The sequence below is a fragment of the Alloprevotella sp. Lung230 genome (assembly GCF_014385435.1).
In the GTDB taxonomy this organism is placed as follows: Bacteria; Bacteroidota; Bacteroidia; order Bacteroidales; family Bacteroidaceae; genus Alloprevotella.
Genome location: NZ_JACSUD010000018.1, coordinates 18,212 through 43,132 on the forward strand (window position 1 = coordinate 18,212; position 24,921 = coordinate 43,132).

A 24,921-nucleotide genomic window follows, 5' to 3' on the forward strand; every position below is an offset into this window, starting at 1 on the left:
AAAGCTCCCCTCGGTCTCCGAAGTTCGGACGCCGAGGGGATTTGTTTTTGGGTTTTTGTATCGAGGAAAAATAAAAAGACTTCAAGAATGAGGAAGTATCTTGAAGTCTGAGAGCCGAAAACGAGACTCGAACTCGTGACCTACGCATTACGAATGCGTCGCTCTACCAACTGAGCTATTTCGGCAGCCATTGTCGAACAAAAAAAGATTTTTGCCCTAAAAGCGGTGCAAAGATAGAGAGTTTTGGGCAAATGACCAAATTTTCGGAGAGAAAATGCACGCTGCGGAGCAAAAAGTACGTCCCGAATTGGGGTTATAGGAAAAGCAATGCCTTATTTGAGTTTGTCGTAGATGTCATCAGTCACAGATTCCAACCATTCGTTCGATGAGCCATCCTCAACGTGAGTATTGTAAGTCAGGTGCTGCATCCAACTGTCTCTGGCGGCTCCGTGCCAGTGTTTCACGCCCTCGGGGATGGCGATGACAACACCGGGGCGAAGCTCCACAGCCGCCTTGCCCCACTCTTGGTACCAGCCACGGCCGGCAACGCAGATGAGCACCTGAACGGCTTTGTGATGAATGTGCCAGTTGTTGCGGCAACGGGGTTCAAACGTTACATTTACCACGCCCCCCTTGTCAGCCTCCATCGGAGCGAGATAACTCAGCCCTATGAAGTATTTGGCATAGCCCGTGTTAGGCTCGCCAATGGGATAGGGTGTGCTTGCCTGAAATTCTTCTTTGGTCTGTATGTCTGAAGTCCACACCTCCTTGGCCATGTTGAACACCGCCCATGCCTTAGGCCAGCCTACATAGAAAGCGGCGTGAGTGATCATCTCCGAAAATTCCTGTCGGGTCACGCCATTGGCTTTGGCAGTGTTCAGGTGATATTTGAGCGATGAGTCGGTGATGCCTTGCGCCACGAGTGAGAGAATTGTGGTAAGCGAGCGGTCATGCAGGCTCATCTCTTCCTGACGGTTCCACACTTCACCGAAAAGAATGTCATCGTTGAGATGAGCAAATTCCGGTGCGAACTCTCCGAGGGCGGTACGTCCTGCGGTCTGCTTGATTTCTTTCCTTTCCATATTCTTTTGTGCTTGAATGCCCATCACAGCAGTTGCCATGAGAGCCCCAATTATTATTCCCTTAATTCCGCAGCATAAATTCTTGTGATAACTCCAAGTGCCTGAGAGAAACAAAGTCCTCAAAACACTTGGATATACCAGAAATTTCACCTATCTTGGTGCTGCAAACAGAACAAGTAAGCAAAAATCAGACATGACAAAGGTAGCAATTAAAAACGAGAATATCACTTCTCTCGGTGGAATTTACATCATTTCTTTGTGGCTTTTCATACTTCCCCATTGGTTTGGGTGGGAGATTTCATGTCTATGCAAGAACCAAGAACCCCAGAAAATCCCCATATCAATGGATAAATCCCAAAAATGTCACTTCAATATATAAAAGTATCTCACAAGGAATAATGCTGCGGAATTGAGGATTTACATGGAATTACTGTCGGAAGAGTATTTGCTTTCCAAGAAAATTCTATATCTTTGCGAATAGAAACCCAAAATGATGAGCGTATGAAGACAGACAATTATTTCGTTACCGTCAGGGATATGGAGGAAGCACGGCGGTTTTATGGTGAGGTGCTAATGCTCGAAATGAAGTTCGACTTTTCGCAGATGGGCATGATTGCCTACCGGGTGGGGGACGACGAACCTGCCATTATCCTTAAAGACCTTAAAAAGTTTCCCGATGCCAAGCCTGCCGTTTGGTTGGAGGTGGAAGACGTAAGGGAGATTTACCTGAAGCTGAAAGACTGCGGCGTAAAGTTTCTTTCGGAACCGTTCCGTATAAAGACGGGGTGGGCTGCGGAGTTCGACGACCCGTCGGGAAACAGATTGGGTATAACCGATTATAAGGCAGAATAAATATTGCCTCGATACAAAATAGTATATAATAAAAGACTCTCAAAAATGGCATGTAATCAAGATTTTGTACAGTATATCGCCGACCAATGCTCCGAAGCCGGTGAAATAACTGTCAGGAAGATGTTCGGCGACTATGGCATCTATTGCAACGGCAAGATTTTCGGACTTATCTGCGACGACCGTCTCTATCTGAAACCGACAGAGGCAGGGCGCAAACTGCTTCGGAGCGAAGAGCTCCGACCACCGTACGATGGGGCGAAAAACTATTTCTACATCGCCGATGTAGACGACCGGCAGTATCTCTCCTCGCTCGCCCGGGCAACCTATGAGGAACTGCCGGAGAAACCCAAGAAGAAAAAGACTACCCCAAAGTTCTAAAACGTAAAAGAATTATGGAGGTTATGGCACAATTAGTAAATATACAGACGTAAAATACACAAAACATGAAAGTCAAGTTAAAGTCTAAAAAGTTTTATCCTTGCTATCCAGTCTTCATCGTATCTTATTACGGCGAGGACGGTAGTGTTAAGCTCTCCACACTGTCTTCGTCTTACAGTCTGGGCGATACTTTTGTCATGGGTATGCACGCCGGTTCGTATTTGGCACAGAGAATAGAGACTATCAAAGGGTATTGCATCAACTTTTTGCCAACTGCATATTTACACGCCATAGAACGTGCAGGGATGGTCTCTAACAATCGGAAGGCAGACAAAACGGAAGGTACCGGACTCACGTTCGGTAAAAGCCTGACGGTGAATGCCCCACTGATTAACGGAGCCTCGTTCGTGATAGAATGCGAGCCTATCACAGAGCGAATAGTTACGTTTGATGGTGTCAAACATGTGTTCGGTCGTATAAAAGGATATTTGTGTGAAGAGAGTCTGCTAACAGACAATGGCTTTGAATACGGAAAACTGGACGTTCCCCTTTTCGAGGCTGACAGCAGGGGGCGTGTCTATCGGCGAATGACAACAGACACCGAACAGGCGGGCAGCTTCTTTTAATACTGAAATGATGATGAGAGATATTGAACTACCCATGCTGCTTCCCATTGTGTTCATGATTCATGAATACGAGGAAACAATCATATTCAGGCGTTGGCTGAACGGCAACAGAGAGGAACTGCCGGAGCCGAAACCAAAGAAGAAAAAGACTACCCCAAAGTTCTAAAACGTAAAAGAATTATGGTACGACCAACGACAAAGGCACCGACACTTCTCGAATATCTTCTTTCGTCTTTTTTGTATTAAACGTTTAATCCGTTTACGGAGGTATGAATTTTAATGGATACCTTAATTCCGCAGCATAAGTTCTTGTGAGAACTCCAAGTGCCTGAGAAACAAAGTTCTCAAAACACTTGGATATGTCAGAAATTTCACCTATCTTGGTGCTGCAAACATAACAAGTAAGCAAAAATTTGACATAACAAAGGTAGCAATTAAAAACGAGAATATCACTTCTTTCGGTGGAATTTATCACATTATGGACGTTTTATAATGAGCGTGGAGTAAGCGAAAAGAACTTCGACATACAGAACAATGACTTCGGATGGTCGCATCTGCCCTTTTCCTTTATGGCTGAGAACATAGTTTTCATGATGGTTACCGCCATGCTGAAGAACTTCTATCTCTATCTCGTCCGTCATATTAGCGAAAAGGTCAAGCCGTTGAAAAAGACAAGCAGGCTGAAAGCCTTTATCCTACATTTTGTCAGCGTGCCAGCAAAATGGGTGCGAACGGGAAGACAGAACGTTCTAAACCTATATACAAATAAAACCTACTACTCTGAGATCTTCATTGAATAAACATCATTTTTTGTGGCTTTTCATACTTCCCCATTGGTTTGGGTGGGGGATTTCATGAATATGCAAGAACCAAGAACCCCAGAAAATCCCCATATCAATGGATAAATCCCAAAAATGTCACTTCAATATATAAAAGTACCTCACAAGGAATAATGCTGCGGAATTGAGGTATTACTACATTTATATAAAAACTTTCACCTATCTCTTTCTATCTTAATTAAATTAACGATTTTAGAACCATTGGGATACCTCGGCGATTACGCCCCTCTTCACTCGGAGAGGGATTAGAGGGTAAGGCTTATTTCTTTATTTTCTTTCACTATCAGTATTTTATATATATACAAAGAAAAGCAAGCCCTTATTGTATCAATGTAACATTAATAGAGTGAAATTCGTCTTTCGACGAATCGTTGTCAATCTCTTTTATAACTTCCAACGAATCTTCTTCTGAAAGACTTTCACTCGAATGAGAAAAAGTTTTTATATCTGTCATTTTGAACATAGGAGATAGGTATCTGCTATCATAGCCTTCGCGACATATTGTATTTCGAGGAAATAGAGCAAAATTGCGTAATGACAGATCATGTAAGTTATCTATGTGTGGGCTTTTTGTAGACATATACACAATGCCCGCAAACCCCTTATTCGTTGAAGGTTCACCGTTTTCTGGACTACCCTCTTGAGGCATTTCTCTGATAATTTTCGTCATAAGCTGCGGTAGCACATATTCGGGTTTAAAAGGGTCTTGTGGATGTTTTACAGATATTAGACATCCCATTATTAAAGGGTAGAAAACTAAAAAGCTATAATACTCCCAGTCTGCTGGATTCTTATCGATAGGGTAACCTAAATCTAAAAAGCTTAATGCCTTTGTAGTTTTAAATTTTGCATAAGAAAAGGAGTTGATATCAGGGCAGTTCATTTCGTACCAAGCAGTTTCTAAACTTCCAGCAAGATAGAAGACAGGATAGCCTAAGAAGCCATACCTAGTGGAAGCTACTTTGTGACGTAACTGAAGTGGGAGATGGAATAAGTCACCATCTTGTCCTTTACCCTCGCTTGGCTTAAAATCTAGTCGTATTCTAGAAAAGACATTATACTTCTCAATAATTGTTCTTGGAAGCATCTTCAAATAAAAAAAATCATCACTTACAAAGAAAGCACGCAATAATTCATATGCATCTTCATAGTAATTCATATAGCATGATTTTAATGCTCTTTGTATTGTACTGTAAATCTTATCAAAATCTGCTTTAAAATTATGCCTTTTCGTTGGCATATATTCCTCATACCCTACTAATGCTTTTTCAAATGCCTTATTCAGAGTCTTTAGACTTTCATCACTAAGATCATCAATCTTTTTTTTATACTTCTCAACTAAACTACTCCAATAATCAAAATAGTCCTTACTTTCATTATCATATTTAAAAGGGTATACTAAATCAGATTTAGGATTTAGCAATTCTTGGTAGAGTTCTTGATGTGTCATGTCTTTCCTTAATTCCGCAGCATAAATTCTTGTGAGAACTCCAAGTGCCTGAGAAACAAAGTTCTCAAAACACTTGGATATGTCAGAAATTTCACCTATCTTGGTGCTGCAAACATAACAAGTAAGCAAAAATCTGACATGACAAAGATAGCAATTAAAAACGAAAATATCACTTCTTTCGATGGAATTTATCACATTATGAACGTTTTCTCAAAGTTGGGTTTTGAAAAACCTACCGAAATTTCGATTTTGAAATTTCACCCTTTTGCGGACGTCTATCTCACCACGAGAAGCGCGGCAGGCATCCGCCCAATGTGTGCCGCATCATCTTGAAACAACTTACTTCCGAGGTCGTTTGATTTACCTCAGAGATAATTTGATTTACCTCAGAGGAAGAAAAAACTACCTCTGAGGTAGATGAGATGCAGTGGGAAATCGTGGAATGCGCCTCCTTCGTAGTTGAGCGTGAGCCGGTTGAGAGGGAGGGAACGAGAATGAGATGCGGACCTCCTTCTTTTCTTCCTTTCTCCCTTTCTTCCTTTCTTCCTCGCGCGCGTGTGCGTACGCGCATACACTATAATAGTGTTGTTTTTTGCCTTCACTGCCTTCACCCTCGCCATCATTTCTGTCCTTTGCTTTCACCTTTGCCTTCACCCCTATGTTCTTGATTTTCAGGTTCTCTCCCCTATCGGTGAAGGAGTGAAGGCAATTTGCAAGCACTATATGTAGTGTATACGCACGCGCGAGAGGCGCGGCAGAGGAGATCAGAAGGGGTAGCCGATGGCAAAGTGGAAGGCAAAGCGGTCCTTTCCATAGAGAATGTTGAAGAACCCATCTTTTGAGGTGTCGTAGGGGGTGTGCAATCCGACACCGACATCGAAGCGCACCACGAGATATTGGAGATCGTAACGCAGCCCGGCACCGGTACCCACGGCCACGCGCTTCAAGTTGCTGAGTGAGATTTCGCCATCGGGGCGCATGGGGTCGGGTTTCATGAGCCACACGTTGCCCGCATCGAGGAAGACAGCACCGTGGAGCGAACCGAAGAGGCGGGCACGAAGTTCGGCGTTGGCTTCGAGTTTGAGATCGCCCGTCTGGTCGATGTAGGAGTAGCGCGAGCGTGGGGCATAGTAGCCGCCGGGGCCTACGGTGCGGGCAGAGAAGGCCCGGACGGAATTGGCACCGCCGACGTAGAACTGTTCGCCATAGGGCGCACGACTACTATTGCCGTAACTATAGACGGCACCGGCAAAGAAGCGGGTGGCGAGCTGGAAGCGCGAACTGAGGCGACGCGTGTAGCGGGCTTCAAGGGTGGCTTTGACAAACTGGGCAAAGGGAGATCCGAGGAGGTGCTTGTCGGCCTCAGACCAAGGGCGGCCGGCGAGGGCATAAACGCCGGCGAGGAGGTTGCCCGCTTCCTTGACACTCGCCTGCACGAGCAGGGGATGAGGGTCGGCCGCCGGAGAGCGATAGGTCAAGGTGTAGCCGACGGAGGGGACGAACTGGTTGCGCATCGACACGTAGAGGGCGGGGTTGGCATTGGTGATGGAGTCGAAGGCAAAGGTGGTGTTCACCAGCCGGTTGTATTCGATAGAGAACACCGAGAGTTCGTGCTGCAACTGCGGATGTCGACTCCACTTGTAGACTACATCGGCTCCTGTGGAAATGATTTGGAAGAAGCCCGAACGGTTGCGCCAATCGGCATTGAGAGAGAAAGTGGTGCTTCCTACAATGGGGTGGGTGTTGCCAAACCGGAAGGGTTGAATTGTCGGATTCAGAAGACGGGCTTTTTCATACTCCCGACGCCACTTCTGCCGTTGTCGTTCGCGCCATCGGCTGGTGTCCCAAGGGAGCAGCAGACGCGGATATTTCAGGTTGAACTTCGTGCCCAACTCAAAACTGTTGAGCAGGGAGTTGCCGCCGTTGCGACCGTTGCCGAGCTGCCACTCATAGCTGCCGAAGAGTTTTCCCGATATGGTCTCGCCGGCGCGGAAAGCATTGAGTTTGGAAAGTTCGTAGCTGACACCGGGGCCGACCTGCTGGTTGCTCTTGAGCGTGGCATTCATCTCAAAAGAGGAATCGTAGGAGCGTGCTAAGACGGCATTGATGTGGAGATTGAGGGTGTCGCAGGTTGCAGACGTGTCGCTCGGCACATAGTCGATGTCCATGCTGGAGAAGATGCCCATGGCATAGAGGCGCTCGAAGGTGGCTTTTTGGTCGGCCAGGCTGTAGCGGTCGCCTTGGAAGTGGGCGATGGCGCGTCGCCAAAGACTGGGGTAGATGGGGAAGCGTTTCCCAGGGTAGGCAAAACTGAGGTCGTGGTGAACCATGGTGCCTTCGAGCGGATCGTTGTCGAGGTTGCGGATGTTGATGTAGGTGCGGCCGATGTACCATGGGCGGCGCGTGTTGGCCTTGCGGGTGGGATTAGGCTGAACGCGGAGCTGTACAAATCCAGGATGCGCCGTGGTGTCGGCAGCAAAGGTGGTGATGCCGGCGGTGTAGTAATAGTAACCGTTGTTGCGCATGAGCGTTTCGATGCGCGCCTGTTCGCCGGCGAGATTGCGCGTGTTGAAGGCATCGCCGCGGCGGAGGAGGCGTTCAGCGCGTGTGGCGCGGAGGAGGCTGTCGGCCGTGGAGTCAAAACCGCGGTATTCGATGGAATCGAGGTAGAAGAGCTGACCGGGACGAAGAGTGTAGGCGATTTTTGCCTTCTTGGGGTTGCGCTGTGAGAGTACTTCGTAATTGACCGTGCTGTTGAGATAGCCGAAACTGTGAAGGGTGTTGTTGGCCACCTTGGTGCGTGTTTGCGGGGCGACATTGGAGATGAGCACCGGGGCTTCGGCAAAGGTGCGAAACATCCAGCGGCCAAAGATGGTGTGAGAGTTGACGTAGCGATTGTAGGTCCAGAGGCCGAACTTCCACGGCGAAGTGATGGACGAAGAGCCGAAGAGCGCTCCATTGGGCGCATAAGCCAGTACGGCGTCGACCTCCGTCTTGGCTTGCGTCATGGTGCGGCGCTCGGCCTTCTCCTGCGTGCGGAGATAGCGACGTTCGGCCTTGGTGAGTGTTTTCGGGTCGCGGGCTTGGAGTTCGGCAAGGGAGAGTGCGGGGCGTGTTTCACCTTTGATGGCTTGGTCGATGGTCTCAACGGCATCGGCGATGGCTGTGATGACCCCGGTACTGTCGGTCACGGCTTTGGCCGTCTTCTTCTTGATGGGCGTGCGTGGTGTTTCGTAGTGGATGCGCTTGATGCCCGTGTAGAGCTGTTCGCCTTCGGGCAGGTGCTCGGTGGTGGAGCAGGCCGCCAGCGTCAGGGCGAGACCGATGAGGAGGACACAGGAAAGGGAGATTTTCATTGGGCAGAGGTTGCAGCGTTGGGAGAATTGTTCTTTTTGCGACGGAGGAGGAAGAGGTCGCCGATGCGGTCGCTCTTGCGGCGCAACACGATGCCGGCGCCGGTCTTCATGAGCGAACCTTCAAGCGGGTCTTGCGCATCGCGGTCGTAGAAGACACGCACGTAGCGTGTGCTGCCGGCATCGAGGCGGTATTCGAGGGCGATGTTGTCGATGAAGGACTGGGTGCTGGTGGTGGCGTCGCTGCCGGTGGACACCTTTCCGCCCACGATGAGGCGCATGCGGTTGTTCATGAAGCGCTTGGAAAACTGGAAGTTGTAGTCGGTCGTAGAGGCACCGGAAGCCGATGTGCCGTTTTCCATCCCGAAGGAGAGGTCGATGGTCGAAAGAGCCTTGCCGGCGATGTTTTGGATTTCACTCTGCAAGAAGGCATTGAGGGCGTTGGAGGCTTTCAAACCACCGGTGGAGAGGTTGTCGTCGTTGATGTACATGCCGGTGGCCATCAGGGCTACGGCCGCCTTGCCGCGGTCTTCCTCGCTCATGGAGGTGAGTTGGTTCTGAATGGAAAGGTCGTCGGGCGCTTCGATGGTGAATTGGAGACCCATGTCTTCGAGTGAGCGCGTGATTTTTACACCTGCAATGAAGTTGACCGTGCGCTGTCGGTCGTTTTCGGTGATGGTGGTTTTGACGTGGTCGGTGGCGGTGATGTTGAGGGTGGGATTCATCGGGTTTCCTTTGAATTCCACGTATGAGCCGCCGACTAGGGTGAAGGTGCGCAGCGGAATGACGGGAAGCTCGTAGTTCATCTTGCCCTCGTCGAGCGTGAGGCGCCCGGTGACGCGCATTTCGCCCTGTTGGTTCATGCGGAAGGTCAGTCTGCCGTTGCCCGACAAGTCAACGTAGCTGTCGCCATTCGGGGAGAGGTTGCACAAGAAGCGCGCACCGGATTTGATGTTGATGCCCAGCAGAATGTCGATGGCCGAGGTGGCTTTTTCTTCGGGTGGAGTAGTGGCGAGGGTGTCGCTGAAATCGGTGAAGGTCACCAAATCGGCCAGTTCGTCCTTGACAGTGAGGGGTGAATTGGTGAGAATGTAGGTGACGTCGGTGTTGCTGAGGATGTCGAGCCCACCGCGCACCACGATACGATCGAGCGTGCCCTTGACGGTGCCGGTGAAGTTGCTGTAGACCTTGCCAAAGACGAGCGAACCGCTGCTGCGCTTGGCATTGATGAGGGCAAAGTTTTTGGCATCCAGCGCAAAGTTGAGACCGATGGCTTCCAAGCGAGTCATGTCGACATCGCCGTTGATGGTGAGGGCATTTCCGCCTTTGGAACTGAGGAGATAGTCCTCAAAGACGAGGCGGGAGTTGTAGAACACGAGTGGGCGTTCGTCCATCTCAAAGTCGATGCCGTAGACATTGCTGTAAAGGTGGGCCTTGTCGAGATCGAGGCTGCCGTTCATCACGGGGGCATCGAGAGCGCCCGAGAGGGTAAATTCCCCTTCGGCAGTGCCGCGCAGGGCAAAACCGGTGTCGGCCATGAAACTGCTGACGAGTTTGAGGGGGAAATGCTTGAGACGTGCTTTTCCTTCAAAAGCCCCTTGTCCGGTGGTGAAGTAAGAGCCGCTCACCTCGGCCACCTCCTCACCGTTGAAGCGGATGAAGGCATCGGCATAGTGCTCGCTGTCGGATTTGGGCATGTAGACAAGTTCGCCGCCCAAGTTGCCGATGGGCGTGCCTTCGTAGGCAAAGTCGCGTGCTTCGACATTGCCCATGGCCGAAATGGTCTTGTGATTGTCGATGAGGTGGAAGTCGCCGTTGAGGCGTCCGCCGAGTTGCGGCAGATAGGGGAGTACATTGGAGAGCTCGTGCAGGTTGAGGTCCTTGATACTCACAGAAATGTCGTTTTTCGCAGCGTCGTTTCCCTCGCTGTGGATTTGCAGTCCGGTGCCGTCGTCGGCCAGCAGGCGAACGTCGGCACGAATTTGTCGGTTGTCGCCGAGGAAGATGAAATTGTCGTTGTTGACGGCAAACTTCCGGTAGGCCACGATGGGGGTGTCGGGGTAGAGATGGATGTTGTAGCCTCCATCGGCAAGTTCGACCTTTGCACCCAGATTGAGTCCGACATCGCCCTTGCCATCGGCAAAGACGAGTTCGACACCCAGTCCGCGTTCGAAGAGGTAGGACTTGACTTGTGCATTGAAGGGATTGGGATTGGTGCGCTGGTTGTTGTGTACCACGCCGAGGAGTTTCACCCCCTCTGCGTCGTGGGTGAGGTCGACGTGGATGGTGTCGAGGAGCAGGGCGCCGGCTTTGACTTTTCCCATCGCGAGGCGTCCGTTGAGCCCCGTCCGGGCGTTGGATTCGAGTCGGGCGGTGAGCGAGGTGAGGTCGTAGCCGCGATAGCGGAGGAAGCCGGCCAGCAAGTTGTCGGTGCCGGCATCGAGGCGGAGCGAAAGGTCGGGGAGCACCCGTTTCAGCGCCTCCTGGTCGATGTCGCGGTGTCGGATTTGCTGCGTGACGAGGTGCACGAGACGGTCGGACTGTCGGCTGAGACGGGGCAGGTCGCCGGCTGCTGAAAATCGGAAATTGAGATCGCCGGTGCAGAGTTGGGCCGTGGTGGTGTCGGGAGCCGTGCGGAAGGCGAAATCGACGTCCTTGAAGAGAAAACTTTGGTCGGGGGTGAGCAGGCGGATGCTGCCGAACTCCCCTTGTGTGAAGAAGCGCTTGAAGTCGGCCGAACTTTGCAGATGGCCTTTGAAGTGGAGGCCCACAGCGAGGGTATCTTTGATTTCGGCCAAGCGGTGCAAGTCGGCCTCTTCGACGGCGATATCGACATCGGCATTGTAGCCGCGCGCCAGGTGGGCCACCACATTGCCCGATGCCTTGAGGAGAGGATTGTGAGCCGCGAAATCGACTACGGCATCTGTGCCCCGCATCCGCGCTTGGAGGTGGAAGCCATCGAGAGGATACTTGTCGTAGCGCAACTGCTGAATGTGAGCTTTCGCCACGAGATTGGAGCGGACGGCAGGTATGGTAAACCCACGTCCGGAAGCACTCAGACGACCGGTGAAGGGCGAGAGCGGTTGCCCTTTAAGGAAGTGGCCGAGGGGGAGGCGTGTGAATTGGAGCATCGCCTCGTAGCGTTCGCTGTCGAGCCCTACGGCAGCGCGACCGGTGAGCCTTCCGCGACCGAGGTCGATGCGGAATTGCGTGCGATAGTCATTGCGTTGGAAATCCAACACACCTGCCCATTCCAAACCTTCGGGTAGGCGTATGCTGCTCCGTGCCGAGGGGGGCAGGAGGCGTTCAAGACGTTGCAAATGGCGGGTGCGGAGGTCGTAGTTGAGATGGCCGCTGCGCCGGTCGAGAAGGAGATTTTTCAGATAACCATTGACTTCAAACTGCAACATATCGGGCAGTTGAAGTTGTGCGCGGCGGATGGCGAGATTGCCGACATTGCCTTGCACCTCGGCTTGCAGGCGGATGGGCGATTGGGGAAGTCCGTCGTGCATCATCGTGGAGAGTTGCTGCCATTCCTGCGCACTCATATTTCCCCGTGCCGCTGCCAAAATATCGTTGGGCGAAACGGCACCTTCCAGTTGCAGATGCATCGTACCCTTACCTTCGGGTTTGAGAGCCGCCCATTCCATTTCGACTTGGGCATTGAGTTCCGACTGCGGAGTGCGCAGGCGAAGCGCAGGCAGACTGACGCGTGCGGAGTCGAGATAGACGCGACCACCTAAATGCGCCACGGAGAGCCGGCGCAGTTGTTCTTCAAAAGCCAGTTGTGAAACGTGGAGTTGTAAGCGTCCCGCTTGGTCGTAGCTGAGGGTGTCGATGCCCACATTCAGGTGGCGCAAATCGAAAAGCGCGGCTTGAGGCAGAGGGCTACGTGCTTGATTCATCATGGCCGCCCCTTCACGAATTTTCAGCTGTCGAAAAGCGTAATAGGGTTTGCCCAAATCAAAACGTCCGTCTTGCAGAAGCGCATCGGCCAGCGAGGCCGACACATGCATCGAGTCGCCGGGCATCGTGAGTTGCAGCGCGGTGTTGCGCAACCGAGCCTGCACCACCTCAATCACCCATTTGTTGGGCGTGGAGGTGGTGTCTTTTTTGGCCGTGTCGGAAAGTGTTATCTGTAAGTTGGCATCGGCCAACAAGGCACGGTCGAGATGTACCAATTCTTGTTTCCACGCCACACCGTGCGCCACGGCTGAGAGTTCGCCCACACGTCCGCTGATGCGCGCATCAGGCACAAAACTTTTGGTGTCAATCCGCGCCCCGCGCAACTGAAAGCCTTCGATGTCGGCACGTCCTTCAAAAAGAGGGGCGAAGGCCACATCGAGCAGCAGGTCGGTGGTGTGCAGCACGGTGTCTTGCCCTTCGTCGAGAGCGGTCACGTTCTGTAGGCGCAGGTCGAGAAAGGGGGTGAGGCGGACGCTGCCCACACTCACCGTCAGTCCCATCTTTTGGCCCATCGTGTCGGCCGCTTTGTCCACCGCCCATCGCTGGATGGGCGGAAGATAGACGGCAACAACGAGCAGCAAGACGAGGATAATCGGCACAAGGAGGGCGATGCCCACTCCTTTCAAAAATTTGTGGTTGAGGTGCATGAGAAGAGAGGGAGGTGAGGTGCAGGGAGTCTGCACCGAAACAGAACGACTCTCCTGCCGGCTCGGAAAAAGCCGACAAGAGAGCAAACAAAGGGAGATTTATCCTTGATAATTCAAGTGGAAGCCCACAACGGCGGCAATGCCCTTGCGGAAGATGTCGAGGCTGAAGTTTTCGTTGGGCGAATGGATGGCGTTGCGCTCAAGGCCGAAGCCCATCAGCACCGTCTTGACACCCAACACACGTTCAAAGTCGCTGATGATGGGAATGCTTCCTCCGCGACGCACCGCCAAGGGACGCTTGCCAAAGGCTTGGATGAAGCCTTCTTCGGCGGCTTTGTAGGCGGGGAGGGTGATGGGGCAGACATAGCCTTCGCCGCCGTGCATCGGTGTCACTTTGACGCGCACACAATCGGGTGCCATTTTGGTGATGTAGTCGGTGAAGAGCTGCTGAATTTTCTCGTGTTGCTGGTGGGGCACGAGGCGGCAGCTCACTTTGGCATAGGCTTTGGAGGGTAGCACGGTCTTAGAACCTTCGCCTTGATAACCGCTCCAGATGCCGCAGATGTCGAACGAGGGACGGCAGGCGTTGCGTTCGATGGTGGAATAGCCCTCTTCGCCGCGCACGGCATCTACATCGATAGAGCGCTTGTAAGCCTCTTCATCAAAGGGAATGGCGGCTATCATCGCGCGTTCTTCGGCAGAAAGTTCTTCGACATCGTCGTAGAAGTGGGGAATGGTGATGCGGCCGCGTTCGTCCACGATTTTGGCCAACATCTCACACAGCACAAGCGCCGGATTGGCCACGGCACCGCCAAAGTGTCCGGAGTGGAGGTCGCGGTTGGGGCCTGTCACTTCGATTTCCCAATAGGCCAAACCGCGCAAACCGGTGGTGAGCGAGGGGAGGTCGGGAGCGAGCATCGAGGTGTCGCTGACGAGAATGACATCGCATTTGAGGAGGTCGCGGTGGCGCTCTAAGAAGGCGGCCAACGAAGGGCTGCCGATTTCTTCCTCACCCTCAAAAATAAACTTCACATTGTGGCGCAAAAGGTTGTGGCGCACGAGGTATTCAAAAGCTTTGACTTGAATGAACGACTGACCTTTGTCGTCGTCTGCCCCACGCGCCCAAATCCGGTCTTCCCGCACTTCGGGTTCGAAGGGCTTGGAGTGCCACAATTCTAAAGGTTCGGCAGGCATCACATCGTAGTGGGCATACACCAGCACCGTAGGGGCATCATCGCTCACGTGCTTTTCGCCATAAACCAAAGGGTTGCCATCGGAAGGCATCACTTCGACGGTGTCGGCACCGGCTTCGAGGAGCAACTCTTTCCAACGCTCTGCACAGCGCTCAATATCGGGTTTGCGCTCAGGGTGCGCACTGATGCTGGGGATGCGGATGAGCGAAAAGAGTTCTTCGAGAAAACGGGGTTCGTTCTCGGCAATGTAGTTTTGAATGTCTTGCATGGTGGGGAGGGGGATTGAGGGGATTATATCGGGCGGAGTTCCAAGAGCATCTTGTCACCGCTGTGAGTATGGGTAAAAAGGATATGGAAGGGGACTCCTTCGCACCCAGCGCTATGAATGCAAATATAATGAAAGTCGGCTGATGCGACAAATTTTCCTATCAAAAAAGCCGTAAAATCTACGTTTGTCGCTCCCACCACACTTCCAATTCGTTTTGTGCGGCAAGGCTGTCGGAGAGGAAGAGTTCGTAGTGGAGTTCCACGCGCCCTTGTTCCGCTTCGACTGTAGCATTGAAAAGGGTGGTATGGGTGTGCATTTGAAATTCACCCATCGGACTGACGTAAACGCTTTCCAAACGCTCCCCCACACGAAAAAGAAGACGCGAACGGGTGTCGCCATCGCGTGAAATGGACATCCATTGCGGCGCACCTTGCAAAGCCGTCTGTCCGTGATTTTCGGTATCGGTGTAACGGAGCGACCAAGTGCCGTTGTCGCGGAGGGCGACCATGGCGCGGTAGGTTTGGACGATTTCGTCCTGCTGCCCTTCGGGAGTGGTGGAGCGCAGGCGAGTGTGAAGCCGAGCGGGATAAATCATGACGAAAATAAGGAGGAAAACACCTTCTGTGGGAAGGCCTCAAAAAAAGATAGGAGATAGAAAAATTTACCTCAGAGGTAATTTTTTTTATCTCTGAGGTAGAAAAAACTATCTCTGAGGTAAATTCAACTCGATTGGACGGGGGAGAAAACCGCCGCCGTATGGGCAGCTGAACGGCCTTGTGGCTTACGCCTTACGAACGAGGCGGATGCCCTCGTCGTGGAGGGTGATAAGGCGGTTGCGATAGAGCGTACCGACGGCGCGCTTGAAAGTTTTCTTCGACACCGAGAAGCGTTCGGCAATGGCGTCGGCATCGCTATGATCGGTGAAGGGGAGGAAGCCGTCGGCCTCTTCGAGGGCTTCGAGAAGGGTGTCGGCAAAATCGCGGAAGCGCCCCTTTCCCAAACGCTGGAGGGAGATGTCAAGGCGACCATCGGGGCGAACGGACACTACGCTGCCCCGAAGGCGGTGACCGGTGCGGGGTTCGGGCGCATAGAGTTCGTCGTTGTAAATCAAGCCGGCGTGGCGACCATTGACAATGACCTTCAATCCGAGTTGGGTGCGCTGCCACACCAAAAGGTCTACCTCTTCGCCGCGATGGTACTCGTTCATTCGAGCAGGTTGCAGAAAGCGCTCCACCTTGGCCGTGGCGGCCAGACGTTGGGTTTGGGCATCGACGTAAATGCGCACGATGTAACTTTCGCCCACTTCCATCGTCCGCTTTTGTTCGCGGAAAGGCACGAAAAGGTCTTTCATCACACCCCAGTTGAGAAAGGCGCCATGTTCGTTGACCCACGCCACTTCCAAAAAGGCAAAGTCGCCCTCCTCGGCCAGTGGGGTTTCAGTGGTAGCCACGAGCCGCTCCTGCTGGTCGAGGTAGACAAAGAGGGAGAGCGTGTCGCCGGGACGCATTTCGGGGCGGACATAGGCTTTGGGGATGAGGATTTCGCCCAATTCGCCGCCGTCGACATAAGCGCCGTGGTCGGTAAATCGGGTGATGGTAAGGGTGTTGTGTTGTCCGAGATTGATCATAATGCGTTCGGTTTAGAGGGCTTCGGGCGTGTTGTCGGTGGGAGCGGCTTCGGGGCATTCTTCGGGACGTACGATGCCGTCGACGATGTGGATGCAGCGGTCGGCCAGCCGGGCCAGTTCCTCGTCGTGGGTGACGATGACGAACGTCTGCCCCATGTCGCGCCGCAGACGGAAGAAGAGTTCTTGGAGTTCTTGGCGGTTGCGGGAGTCGAGTGAGCCCGTAGGCTCATCGGCCAGAATGATGTCCGGCTCGTTCATCAGCGCGCGCGCCACGGCCACACGTTGCTTTTCGCCACCCGAAAGCGCCGCCGGTTTGTGATCGGTGCGAGCGCTGAGATCGAGGTACTGGAGCAGTTCGAGGGCGCGTGCCTTGGCCGCCGAGCGCGATGTTCCGGCGATGAGGGCGGGTATCATCACGTTTTCGAGGGCGGTAAATTCCGGAAGCAGCTGGTGGAACTGGAAAATGAAACCAATGTGCCGATTGCGAAACTTCGAGAGCGCACTTTTGGAGAGACGGGTGATGTCGGTGCCGACCATCTCAATCGTTCCTTCATCGGGGCGATAGAGCGTGCCCATGACTTGGAGGAGGGTGGTTTTGCCCGCGCCAGAGGGGCCGACGATGCTCACGATTTCACCTTTGTTGATGGTCAAATCGATGCCTTTAAGCACATGAAGATTGCCAAAGGACTTGTGGATATTGTGAAGGTGTATCATGCGGTTGGAGTGGAGGTGAAGTGAGGCAGAGAACTATTTCTGCATGACCGAAATACCGCTGCGAAGGTCGGCGACAGCATTGGCCGCACCACCGGGACGAGCGGGGAAGATGATCAGCGTGGAGCGTGCTGAAAAGTAGCGCTCCACTTGTTGAGGAATGGTTTCGATGTAGCGATGGTAGGACGGCATCCCCTTGTGGGCCGCGATGAACACCACGAGGTGGTCGGGACGGAGGCGTTCGGCCAAGGGGAGGAAATCGTTCCACGAGGAGTAGTCGTGATAGTCGGCTTCGACGGTGTGGTGCTGTGTGCGCCACATGTTGCGCACGGCATCGAGGGTGGTGCTGCCGCTGTAGACGGAGAGGCGGGCGCTGATCTGGGCAGAAAGCGTGGCCACACGGTGACACCAATGTCGGAAACCTGGATCGAACTCGGCTTTGCGTGGCACCACGACATGGAGACGACGGAGGCTGTAGATGGGCACAAGCGGCCGATAGAGGAGAATCTGTTGGCCGGCAGCGGCCAGGAGGTCGGTGGCAAACTTGCCGTAGAAGGTTTCGCCGATGGTGACTTTTTGGTGGAGGCCGATGAGAATGTCGGAGGCCTCGCTTTCTTTGGCAGCATGGACAATGCCGGTCACGGGATTGACCGACCAGCGGCAGTGGGTCTGCATGCGCACATTGATGGCAGCGGCCATTTTTGCGGCGTAGTCCAATTGCTTCTGTGCTTCGGAGCGTACGTTGGCATCATCGCCCAAGATGACCGAAACTGCGGTGAGTTGGGCAGTGGCGGAGGGGGTGCGGAGCATCAAGGCCAGGTTGACCATCGGGATGAGCGTGCGTGGGTTGTGGAGTGCTACGAGGAGGGTGTCTTTGGCTTCGCCCGAACTTTCCTGCTTTGCCTCGCCCGAAAGCACGATGTGGTGAGCGGCACGCTCGGTGGTCATCGAGGCGATGAGGCATGACCCTAAGATGAGCAGCATCGAGGCGTTGAGAATGGAGTCGCCCAAGAGATGAGATCCATCGGGCATGATGATGTCGTAGCCCACGAGGGCGATGGCGAGTGTGGCCGCTGCACGAGCGGTGGAAAGTCCCACAACAATGCTGCCTTCTGCCTTCGACCAGCGAAAAAGCCGCTGCGAGAGTCGGGCGGAAAGCCATTTGCCACCGGTACCGGTGAGCAACATCACTCCGGCAATGAAAAAGACCTGCCAACCTGTGAGCATCGTCTGCACATTGATGAGCATGCCCACACCGATGAGGAAATAGGGAATGAAAAGTGCATTGCCGACAAATTCGATATGGTTCATCAAAGGGCCGGCAGGGGGAATTTCACGATTGAGCACCAAGCCCACGAGAAACGCGCCTAAGATGCCTTCCATACCGACCCATTCCATCAAACCGGCAGCCAAGAACACGAGTGCCAGTACAAAGATATATTGCACGATGCTGTCGTCCAAACGACGGAAGAACCAGCGGCAGATGCGCGGAAACGACCACGCAATCAGGCCGCCTGTCAGACACACTTTTCCCACCAACAGCGCCAGATTGAAACTGTCGGCATCGGGGCGGAACATACCCCCCACCACCGCCAGCACCAAGAGCGTGAGGATGTTGGTGATGATGGTACCTCCTACGGCAATGCCCACGGCACGATGGCGGGAGAGCCCCCAACGCATCACGATGGGGTAAGTGAGCAGGGTGTGGGCGGCATACATCGACGCCACGAGGATGGCGGCGGGCAAGGTCATGTTGAGCACGGAAAGGTTCACGCCCACGCCTACGGCAAAGGGGAGGGCAAAGGAGAGCAGGCCAAAGCCCAGCGCACTGTTGCGGTTTTTCCAGACATCGACCAGATTCATCTCCAGTGAGGCGAGAAACATGATGTAGTAAAGCCCAACTTTACCGAAAATCTCAAACGACGCATCGCGCTCCAACACATGCAAACCGTAAGGCCCAATCACCACACCCGCCACAATCATCCCCACGATGGAGGGAAGACGCAGACGCTCGAGAATCATCGGCGCAAAAAGGACGATGCTCAGCACGAGAAAGAAAATCCACGTGGGGTCGGTGATGGGAATATAAAAGTTGGGCATGCAAAAAAAGGGCGTGAGCACGAGAGTAAACAGGATTTCGCCTACAAAATTAGCAAAAAACTTCGCAATAGTGCCCACTAATAGCGCAGAAAGTTATAATTTTGCAGCACACAAAGGGCTTTCGGAGCAGAAGCCGTATCGCAAAATCTATCCTTTGGATAGGAAGCGGATTGTCTTTACTCCTTTTTTGCTCCTCAACATCATTCAAATCACTCATCCATTTCAATGAACGTAGCCATCGTGGGCGCCAGTGGCGCCGTGGGCCAAGAATTTCTTCGCGTACTGGCCGAACGCAATTTTCCCATTGACGAACTTCGCCTCTTCGGTTCGAGCCGTAGTGCCGGAACGACTTACCGCTTTCGAGATAAGGACATCGTTGTGCGCGAACTTCGCCACGATACCGACGGCTTCAAAGACATCGATATCGCCTTCACCAGTGCCGGAGGAGGAACAAGTCAGGAGTTTGCGGAAGACATCACACGCCATGGCGCCGTGATGATCGACAACACCTCGGCCTTTCGTATGGATCCCGATGTGCCGTTGGTGGTACCCGAGTGCAACGCTGCCGATGCCCTCAATCGTCCGCGTGGCATCATTGCCAACCCCAACTGCACCACCATCATGATGGTCGTTGCCCTTCAAGCCATCGAACGCCTCAGCCACATTCGCCGTGTCCACGTGGCCTCCTATCAAGCCGCCTCTGGAGCCGGTGCAGCAGCTATGACCGAACTCGAAACGCAGACCGCACAACTTGTGCGTGGCGAGCAGCCCACCGTCTCAAAGTTTGCCTACCAACTGGCCTACAATGTCATTCCACAGATTGACGTCTTCACCGAAAACGGCTACACGAAGGAGGAGATGAAGATGTACCACGAGACGAAGAAAATCATGCACTCCGACATCGAGGTGAGCGCCACTTGTGTGCGTGTGCCGGTGATGCGCTCCCATTCCGAAGCCATTTGGGTGGAGACGGAGCGTCCCCTCACGATCGAAGAGGTACGTGCTGCCATCACCGGCGGCGAAGGCCTGACCTTGCAGGACAACCCTGCCGAACGCGACTATCCCATGCCGCTCTTCCTCGCCGGTTGCAACGATGTCTACGTGGGACGCATCCGCGAAGATTTGGCCAATCCCAACGGACTCACCTTCTGGCTGGTCTCCGACCAAATCAAGAAGGGCGCAGCGCTCAATGCCGTGCAGATTGCCGAATGGCTCATCGCCAACAATGGGCTGGCGAAATAAACTCGCCCTTCGTCCTTCCCCCTAAATCTATCTCAAAGGCGAACCGCGTTGGCCTTTGAGATGGACTTTTCTTTTTGCTAAGGTGAAACATCAAGGCGTCCCCATTCGCTCTCCCTTCATCCTCACCTTTCCCTCCGACTGCCCCCTTCACAGCTTCTGCCTTGAAGGCATCGGGGAGCGGTCTCTTCTTCCTTTCTCTTCGTTGCTATGTTGCAAGACTTCCTGACGCGCGCTTTTTGGTTTCTTCTTCTGCTGGCCCTCCAAGTGTTGGTGTTCAACCACATCCACATCGTGGGCTACGCCACTCCTATGCCTTATTTCTACCTCTTGCTCATCCTGCCCAACCACACGGCGCGATGGGTCTACGTGGCGCTGGGGTTTCTGCTCGGACTGACGGTCGATGTCTTTTCTTCCACCATCGGAGAAGCGGCGGCTACCACCACCTTTATCGGACTCATCACTCCGCCGGTGCTCAATCTCTTTACGCCCGCCGATCAGCGCGACGATGAGTTTGCACCTTCAGTACGCACGATGAAGTGGGGGACATTCCTTCGCTATGCCACCTTGATTACACTGGTGCACACGACGCTGTTTTTCTGTCTCGAAAACTTCTCTTTCTTCCACCCCCTCACCCTGCTGCTCAACATCGTCGGGTCGACCCTCCTCACCCTCATTTTCATCGCCGCCACTGAGCGGGTGCGCCTCTCGCGCTCGCCCCGTTAGTCCTTAGTCCGTATGCCCAAAGATTATAGTTTTGAAAAGCGAAAATATGTAGTAGGAGCGGTGGCAATAGCCATCGTTCTTGTCTATATTGTGCGCCTTTTCACCCTCCAACTCATGAGCGACGACTATCGGAAAAGTGCCGACTCCAACGCCTTCCGAAAGGAAATCATCTATCCCTCGCGCGGACTCATCACCGACCGCCACGGCACACTGCTCGTCTACAACGAACCTTCCTACAACATCCTCGTCACCATGCAGGACCAGCGCGGGGTGGACACCCTCGACTTCTGCCGGACGGTGGGCATCACTCGCGAGGAGTACATCGCACGCATGGCCGAAATCAAAGACTCCAAAAAGAATGTGGGTTATTCTCGCAACACGCCGCAGCTCTTCATGAGTCAAATCCCGGCGGGAGAGTTTTCGATGTTCAAGGAAAAACTGTTCCGCTTCCGAGGCTTCTCGGCCGAAAAGCGCTCTGTGCGGCGCTACGCCCAAGGCATCGGAGCGCACATTCTGGGCGATGTGGGCGAAGTGTCGCAGGCCGATGTCGACAGCGACAGCTACTACCGCAGCGGCGACTTCATCGGCAAACTTGGGGTGGAACGCTCCTATGAAAAGGTGTTGCGCGGGGAGAAAGGAATGCGCATCATGCTTCGCGACGTCCACGGTCGCACACAAGGGCGATATAAAAATGGAGCGTTCGACCGCGAAGCTCGTCCCGGGCGCAACCTCTCCCTCGGCATCGACCTCAAAACACAACAACTCGCCGAACGTCTGCTCGAAGGCAAACTCGGGGCGATTGTGGCCATCGAACCGGCTACGGGTGAAATCCTCTGTATGGCTTCTGCGCCCACTTACGACCCCCGCACCATGGTGGGACGCGACCGCGGAAAGCATCATCAGCAACTGATGCGCGACCCCCGACGCCCTCTCCTCAATCGGGCCATCAGCGGCACCTATCCGCCGGGCTCGACCTTCAAAATCACACAGGCCCTCCTCGGACTGCAAGAGGGTTCTATCAATCCGCAAGTGGCCTTTCCCTGTCACCATGGGTTCAACTACAAGGGGCTTCACGTGGGTTGTCACGGCCACGCCTCGCCCATCAATCTCGTTCCTGCCATCGGTACTTCCTGCAACGCCTATTTCTGCTGGAACTTGCTGCGCATGCTCGGCAACCGGCAGAAGTATGGGTCGGTGCAAGCGGCCATGACGCGTTGGAAAGACCAGGTCGTCTCCATGGGCTATGGCTACAAACTCGGGGTGGACCTCCCCGGAGAGCGCCGCGGCATGATTCCCAACGCGGCCTATTACGACAAAGCCTACAAAAAGTCGTGGAACGCACTGACCATCATCTCCATCTCCATCGGACAAGGGGAGGTCACCGCCACTCCGCTGCAGATTGCCAATCTGGCCGCTACCATTGCCAACCGCGGTCACTTCTACGTCCCCCACATCGCCCACAGCGTCCAGGGGGAGTGCATCGACACCCTCTACACCCGCCCCCATCGCACGATGGTCGCCCCTCGTTGGTACAACTATGCCGTGGCCGGCATGCGGCGCGCGGTGCTGGGCGGCACTTGCCGCGGAGCAGACCTGCCGGGATGGGAGGTGTGCGGAAAAACGGGGACTGCACAAAATCGCGGCCACGACCACTCGGCCTTTATGGGCTTCGCTCCGATGAACAACCCGCGCATCGCCCTCTGCGTCTACATCGAAAATGGGGGTTTTGGCGCTGACTTTGCCGTGCCCATCGGCAGTCTCATCATGGAGCAATACCTCACCGGGAAACTCTCCCCCCACTCTCAAGTCAAAGCGGCTGCTTTCCAAGCCCGACGCATCAACTACGGCAGTGCCGAACGCTGAATCGGCCTCTGCCTCTCTCCAATTTTGAACACCTACTTATGTCGCAATCCAACCACATCAACCCTGCTTTTCGTGCCGACGGATGGGTGCTGCTCATCTTTCTGCTCCTGCTCGCCTTCGGGTGGATCAGTGTGTGCGGGGCCAGCCACAGTTTCGGTGAAATGAACTTCTTCTCGTTCGACTCTCGCGCCGGAAAGCAGTTGCTCTGGATCGGCTGTTCCCTCGGTTTGGGCATGATTATCCTCATGTTCGACGACCACTACTTCGACATGCTGGCCGACCTCTTCTATTGGGTCATGATGCTCGTGCTCTTCGTCACTCCCTTCATTGCTCACGACATCAAGGGGTCGAAGTCTTGGATTTCCTTAGGTCCCGTCAGTCTCCAACCTGCGGAGTTTGCCAAGTGCGCCACGGCCCTCATGGTCGCCAAACTTCTCAATCAAAACGGATTTACCCTCAACGTGCGGCGCAATCTGATCAGAGCCGCCGGCTTCGTGCTGCTTCCCCTCGCCCTCATCGTCTTGCAGAAGGAGACGGGGTCGGCTCTGGTTTATTTTGCCTTCTTCCTCATGTTCTATCGTGAGGGGATGCCGGGCGCCATCCTTTTTGTGGCGGTGGCCGCGGTGCTCTATTTTGTCGTCGGCATCGGCTATGGCGAAACCCTCCTCCCCGGCACCACCGGCTCCGTGGGCGAATACGTGGTCATGTCGCTCATCTGGATTTTCACCTACGGCATGCTCCGTATCTATTGCCCGCGGCAGCCCGAACACGCCCGCCGCGTCCTGCTCTTCGGACTGGTGCTCAATTTCCTCCCCTGGGGCGTGAGTGCACTCTTATTCCCCTTCGACATCTCGTGGGTGCAAATCGGCGGAATGGCGCTCCTCATCGCCTACCTCGGTACGCAGTGGCTCGGGCAGCGTGTCAGAACATTTTTGCTCATCTCCATTTTCTCTATCGGGAGTGTGGGCTTCCTCTACGCTTCCGACTATGCGCTCAACAACGTCCTCAAGGACTACCAGCGCACACGAATCAAGGTGCTCCTCGGGGTCGAAGAAGACCGCGATGCCTCCTACAACGTCAATCAGTCGAAGATTGCCATCGGTTCAGGGGGCTTGCGTGGAAAAGGCTTTATGAACGGCACGCAGACCAAACTCGACTACGTGCCCGAACAAGACACCGACTTCATCTTCTGCACCGTCGGCGAAGAAGAAGGTTTTCTCGGCGCCAGTGCTGTACTCCTCCTCTTTCTCGCGCTCATCTTGCGACTTGTCGTGCTGGCCGAACGACAGCCCACCACTTTCGGCCGCGTCTTTGGCTATTCGGTGCTCTCCATCCTTCTCTTCCACGTCTTCATCAACATTGGGATGGTCACAGGGCTTGCCCCCGTCATCGGTATTCCGCTGCCGTTCTTCTCCTACGGCGGTTCGTCCCTCTGGGGCTTCACCCTGCTCCTGTTCATCTTCCTGCGCATTGATGCCGGACGCAAGCGCCGCTGACACCGACCGCCTTTTTCCTCTGCTTTTCACATCACCTTCTTTTCCCATTTTTCCGCTCTCTCACCATGCCACACCCCGATCGCCTTGAAAGCATTCTCCGTGCCCTCATTTTTGGAACGATAGCACTGATTGCCGTCGGGCTCATCCTCTTTCTGAAAAAATCGTCCGACGTTCCCCTCTCTCCCGAACATGCCGCCCGTCGCGACAGCCTCTCTCGCATCGCCACGCCCGACACCACTGCCGCACCCGAACTCACTCCGGCCCTCCACCTTGACGACAATTCCGCGGCCGATGACGACTCTCTTGCCACCGACACGCGCATCCCCTCCGATGCCGGCTACGAAGATGGCTACTTTGCCGGACTGGAAGATGGTGTGACCGGCGACGAGCGACTTTCCTACGACGAAACCTCCCAATTTCCCACAGCTGCCCAGCGCCGCAACTATGCCGAAGCCTATCGTCGCGGCTATGCGCAGGGCTATGAGGACGGACAGGCAGGCAAGGA

General features: G+C 53.9%; 18 protein-coding genes, 1 tRNA gene and 2 pseudogenes. 11 read left to right on the forward strand and 10 right to left on the reverse strand.

What is annotated here, in order from left to right; translation table 11 throughout:
• Nucleotides 1-112 precede the first annotated feature (112 nt).
• Both H8527_RS08725 and H8527_RS08730 read right to left on the reverse strand, forming a co-directional pair.
• Nucleotides 113-185: transfer RNA gene (locus H8527_RS08725), tRNA-Thr, on the reverse strand.
• Nucleotides 186-332: 147 nt separating this feature from the next.
• On the reverse strand, nucleotides 333-1,121 hold the full coding sequence (locus tag H8527_RS08730; RefSeq protein WP_187547437.1) for a carboxymuconolactone decarboxylase family protein: 789 nt from the start codon (nucleotides 1,119-1,121) through the stop codon (nucleotides 333-335).
• Between the two features lie 462 nt (nucleotides 1,122-1,583).
• On the opposite strand from H8527_RS08730, the gene H8527_RS08735 reads away from it, so the two are divergent.
• From H8527_RS08735 to H8527_RS09760, 5 genes and pseudogenes are all read left to right on the forward strand, one after another.
• A complete protein-coding gene (locus H8527_RS08735; protein WP_187547438.1) occupies nucleotides 1,584-1,934 on the forward strand; it encodes a VOC family protein in 351 nt (116 codons plus the stop codon).
• A 45-nt stretch (nucleotides 1,935-1,979) separates the two neighbouring features.
• Nucleotides 1,980-2,312 (forward strand): TfoX/Sxy family protein, encoded by a 333-nt coding sequence (locus tag H8527_RS08740; protein ID WP_187547440.1) that lies wholly within the window; start codon nucleotides 1,980-1,982, stop codon nucleotides 2,310-2,312.
• A 65-nt stretch (nucleotides 2,313-2,377) separates the two neighbouring features.
• Nucleotides 2,378-2,938 (forward strand): flavin reductase, encoded by a 561-nt coding sequence (locus tag H8527_RS08745; protein WP_187547442.1) that lies wholly within the window; start codon nucleotides 2,378-2,380, stop codon nucleotides 2,936-2,938.
• 13 nt (nucleotides 2,939-2,951) lie between these two features.
• A pseudogene (locus H8527_RS09935) lies at nucleotides 2,952-3,077 on the forward strand (HXXEE domain-containing protein); the annotation flags it as partial.
• Between the two features lie 343 nt (nucleotides 3,078-3,420).
• Nucleotides 3,421-3,738, forward strand: a pseudogene (locus H8527_RS09760) (IS1380 family transposase); the annotation flags it as partial.
• A gap of 358 nt (nucleotides 3,739-4,096) precedes the next feature.
• Here the strand turns inward: H8527_RS09760 and H8527_RS08750 are convergent.
• Nucleotides 4,097-5,227, reverse strand: a complete 1,131-nt coding sequence (locus tag H8527_RS08750; protein WP_187547444.1) for an RES domain-containing protein — start codon at nucleotides 5,225-5,227, stop codon at nucleotides 4,097-4,099.
• Nucleotides 5,228-5,365: 138 nt separating this feature from the next.
• Between H8527_RS08750 and H8527_RS09765 the strand changes: the two genes are divergently transcribed.
• Nucleotides 5,366-5,560, forward strand: coding sequence for a hypothetical protein (locus H8527_RS09765; RefSeq protein ID WP_222935140.1), 195 nt, complete (start codon nucleotides 5,366-5,368; stop codon nucleotides 5,558-5,560).
• A gap of 431 nt (nucleotides 5,561-5,991) precedes the next feature.
• On the opposite strand, the gene H8527_RS08755 is transcribed toward H8527_RS09765, so the two are convergent.
• The 7 genes from H8527_RS08755 to H8527_RS08785 form a co-directional block, all read right to left on the reverse strand.
• A complete protein-coding gene (locus H8527_RS08755; RefSeq protein ID WP_187547446.1) occupies nucleotides 5,992-8,583 on the reverse strand; it encodes a BamA/TamA family outer membrane protein in 2,592 nt (863 codons plus the stop codon).
• The gene (locus tag H8527_RS08760; RefSeq protein WP_187547448.1) at nucleotides 8,580-13,193 is read right to left on the reverse strand and encodes a translocation/assembly module TamB domain-containing protein; all 4,614 of its coding nucleotides are present in this window, start codon (nucleotides 13,191-13,193) and stop codon (nucleotides 8,580-8,582) included. Before H8527_RS08760 ends, H8527_RS08755 begins: the two co-directional genes overlap by 4 nt.
• Nucleotides 13,194-13,292: 99 nt before the next feature.
• Complete coding sequence (locus tag H8527_RS08765; RefSeq protein WP_187547450.1) at nucleotides 13,293-14,654, reverse strand: dipeptidase; 1,362 nt, start codon at nucleotides 14,652-14,654, stop codon at nucleotides 13,293-13,295.
• Nucleotides 14,655-14,832: 178 nt separating this feature from the next.
• Entirely contained in the window at nucleotides 14,833-15,249 is a 417-nt protein-coding gene (locus H8527_RS08770; protein WP_187547451.1) for a DUF1934 domain-containing protein, read from the reverse strand.
• 186 nt (nucleotides 15,250-15,435) lie between these two features.
• Nucleotides 15,436-16,281, reverse strand: a complete 846-nt coding sequence (locus H8527_RS08775) for a S1 RNA-binding domain-containing protein (RefSeq protein WP_187547453.1) — start codon at nucleotides 16,279-16,281, stop codon at nucleotides 15,436-15,438.
• Between the two features lie 12 nt (nucleotides 16,282-16,293).
• The gene (locus H8527_RS08780) at nucleotides 16,294-16,995 is read right to left on the reverse strand and encodes an ABC transporter ATP-binding protein (protein WP_187547455.1); all 702 of its coding nucleotides are present in this window, start codon (nucleotides 16,993-16,995) and stop codon (nucleotides 16,294-16,296) included.
• A 33-nt stretch (nucleotides 16,996-17,028) separates the two neighbouring features.
• The gene (locus H8527_RS08785; RefSeq protein ID WP_187547456.1) at nucleotides 17,029-19,092 is read right to left on the reverse strand and encodes a cation:proton antiporter; all 2,064 of its coding nucleotides are present in this window, start codon (nucleotides 19,090-19,092) and stop codon (nucleotides 17,029-17,031) included.
• Between the two features lie 225 nt (nucleotides 19,093-19,317).
• On the opposite strand from H8527_RS08785, the gene H8527_RS08790 reads away from it, so the two are divergent.
• From H8527_RS08790 to H8527_RS08810, 5 genes are all read left to right on the forward strand, one after another.
• Nucleotides 19,318-20,334 (forward strand): aspartate-semialdehyde dehydrogenase, encoded by a 1,017-nt coding sequence (locus tag H8527_RS08790; protein ID WP_187547458.1) that lies wholly within the window; start codon nucleotides 19,318-19,320, stop codon nucleotides 20,332-20,334.
• A gap of 207 nt (nucleotides 20,335-20,541) precedes the next feature.
• On the forward strand, nucleotides 20,542-21,057 hold the full coding sequence (locus H8527_RS08795) for a rod shape-determining protein MreD (RefSeq protein ID WP_187547460.1): 516 nt from the start codon (nucleotides 20,542-20,544) through the stop codon (nucleotides 21,055-21,057).
• Nucleotides 21,058-21,069: 12 nt separating this feature from the next.
• Complete coding sequence (locus H8527_RS08800; RefSeq protein WP_187547462.1) at nucleotides 21,070-22,920, forward strand: penicillin-binding transpeptidase domain-containing protein; 1,851 nt, start codon at nucleotides 21,070-21,072, stop codon at nucleotides 22,918-22,920.
• Between the two features lie 38 nt (nucleotides 22,921-22,958).
• Nucleotides 22,959-24,416, forward strand: coding sequence for a rod shape-determining protein RodA (gene rodA, locus H8527_RS08805; protein WP_187547464.1), 1,458 nt, complete (start codon nucleotides 22,959-22,961; stop codon nucleotides 24,414-24,416).
• Between the two features lie 65 nt (nucleotides 24,417-24,481).
• Nucleotides 24,482-24,921: hypothetical protein (locus H8527_RS08810; protein ID WP_187547466.1), on the forward strand; the 440-nt coding region annotated here is incomplete at its 3' end.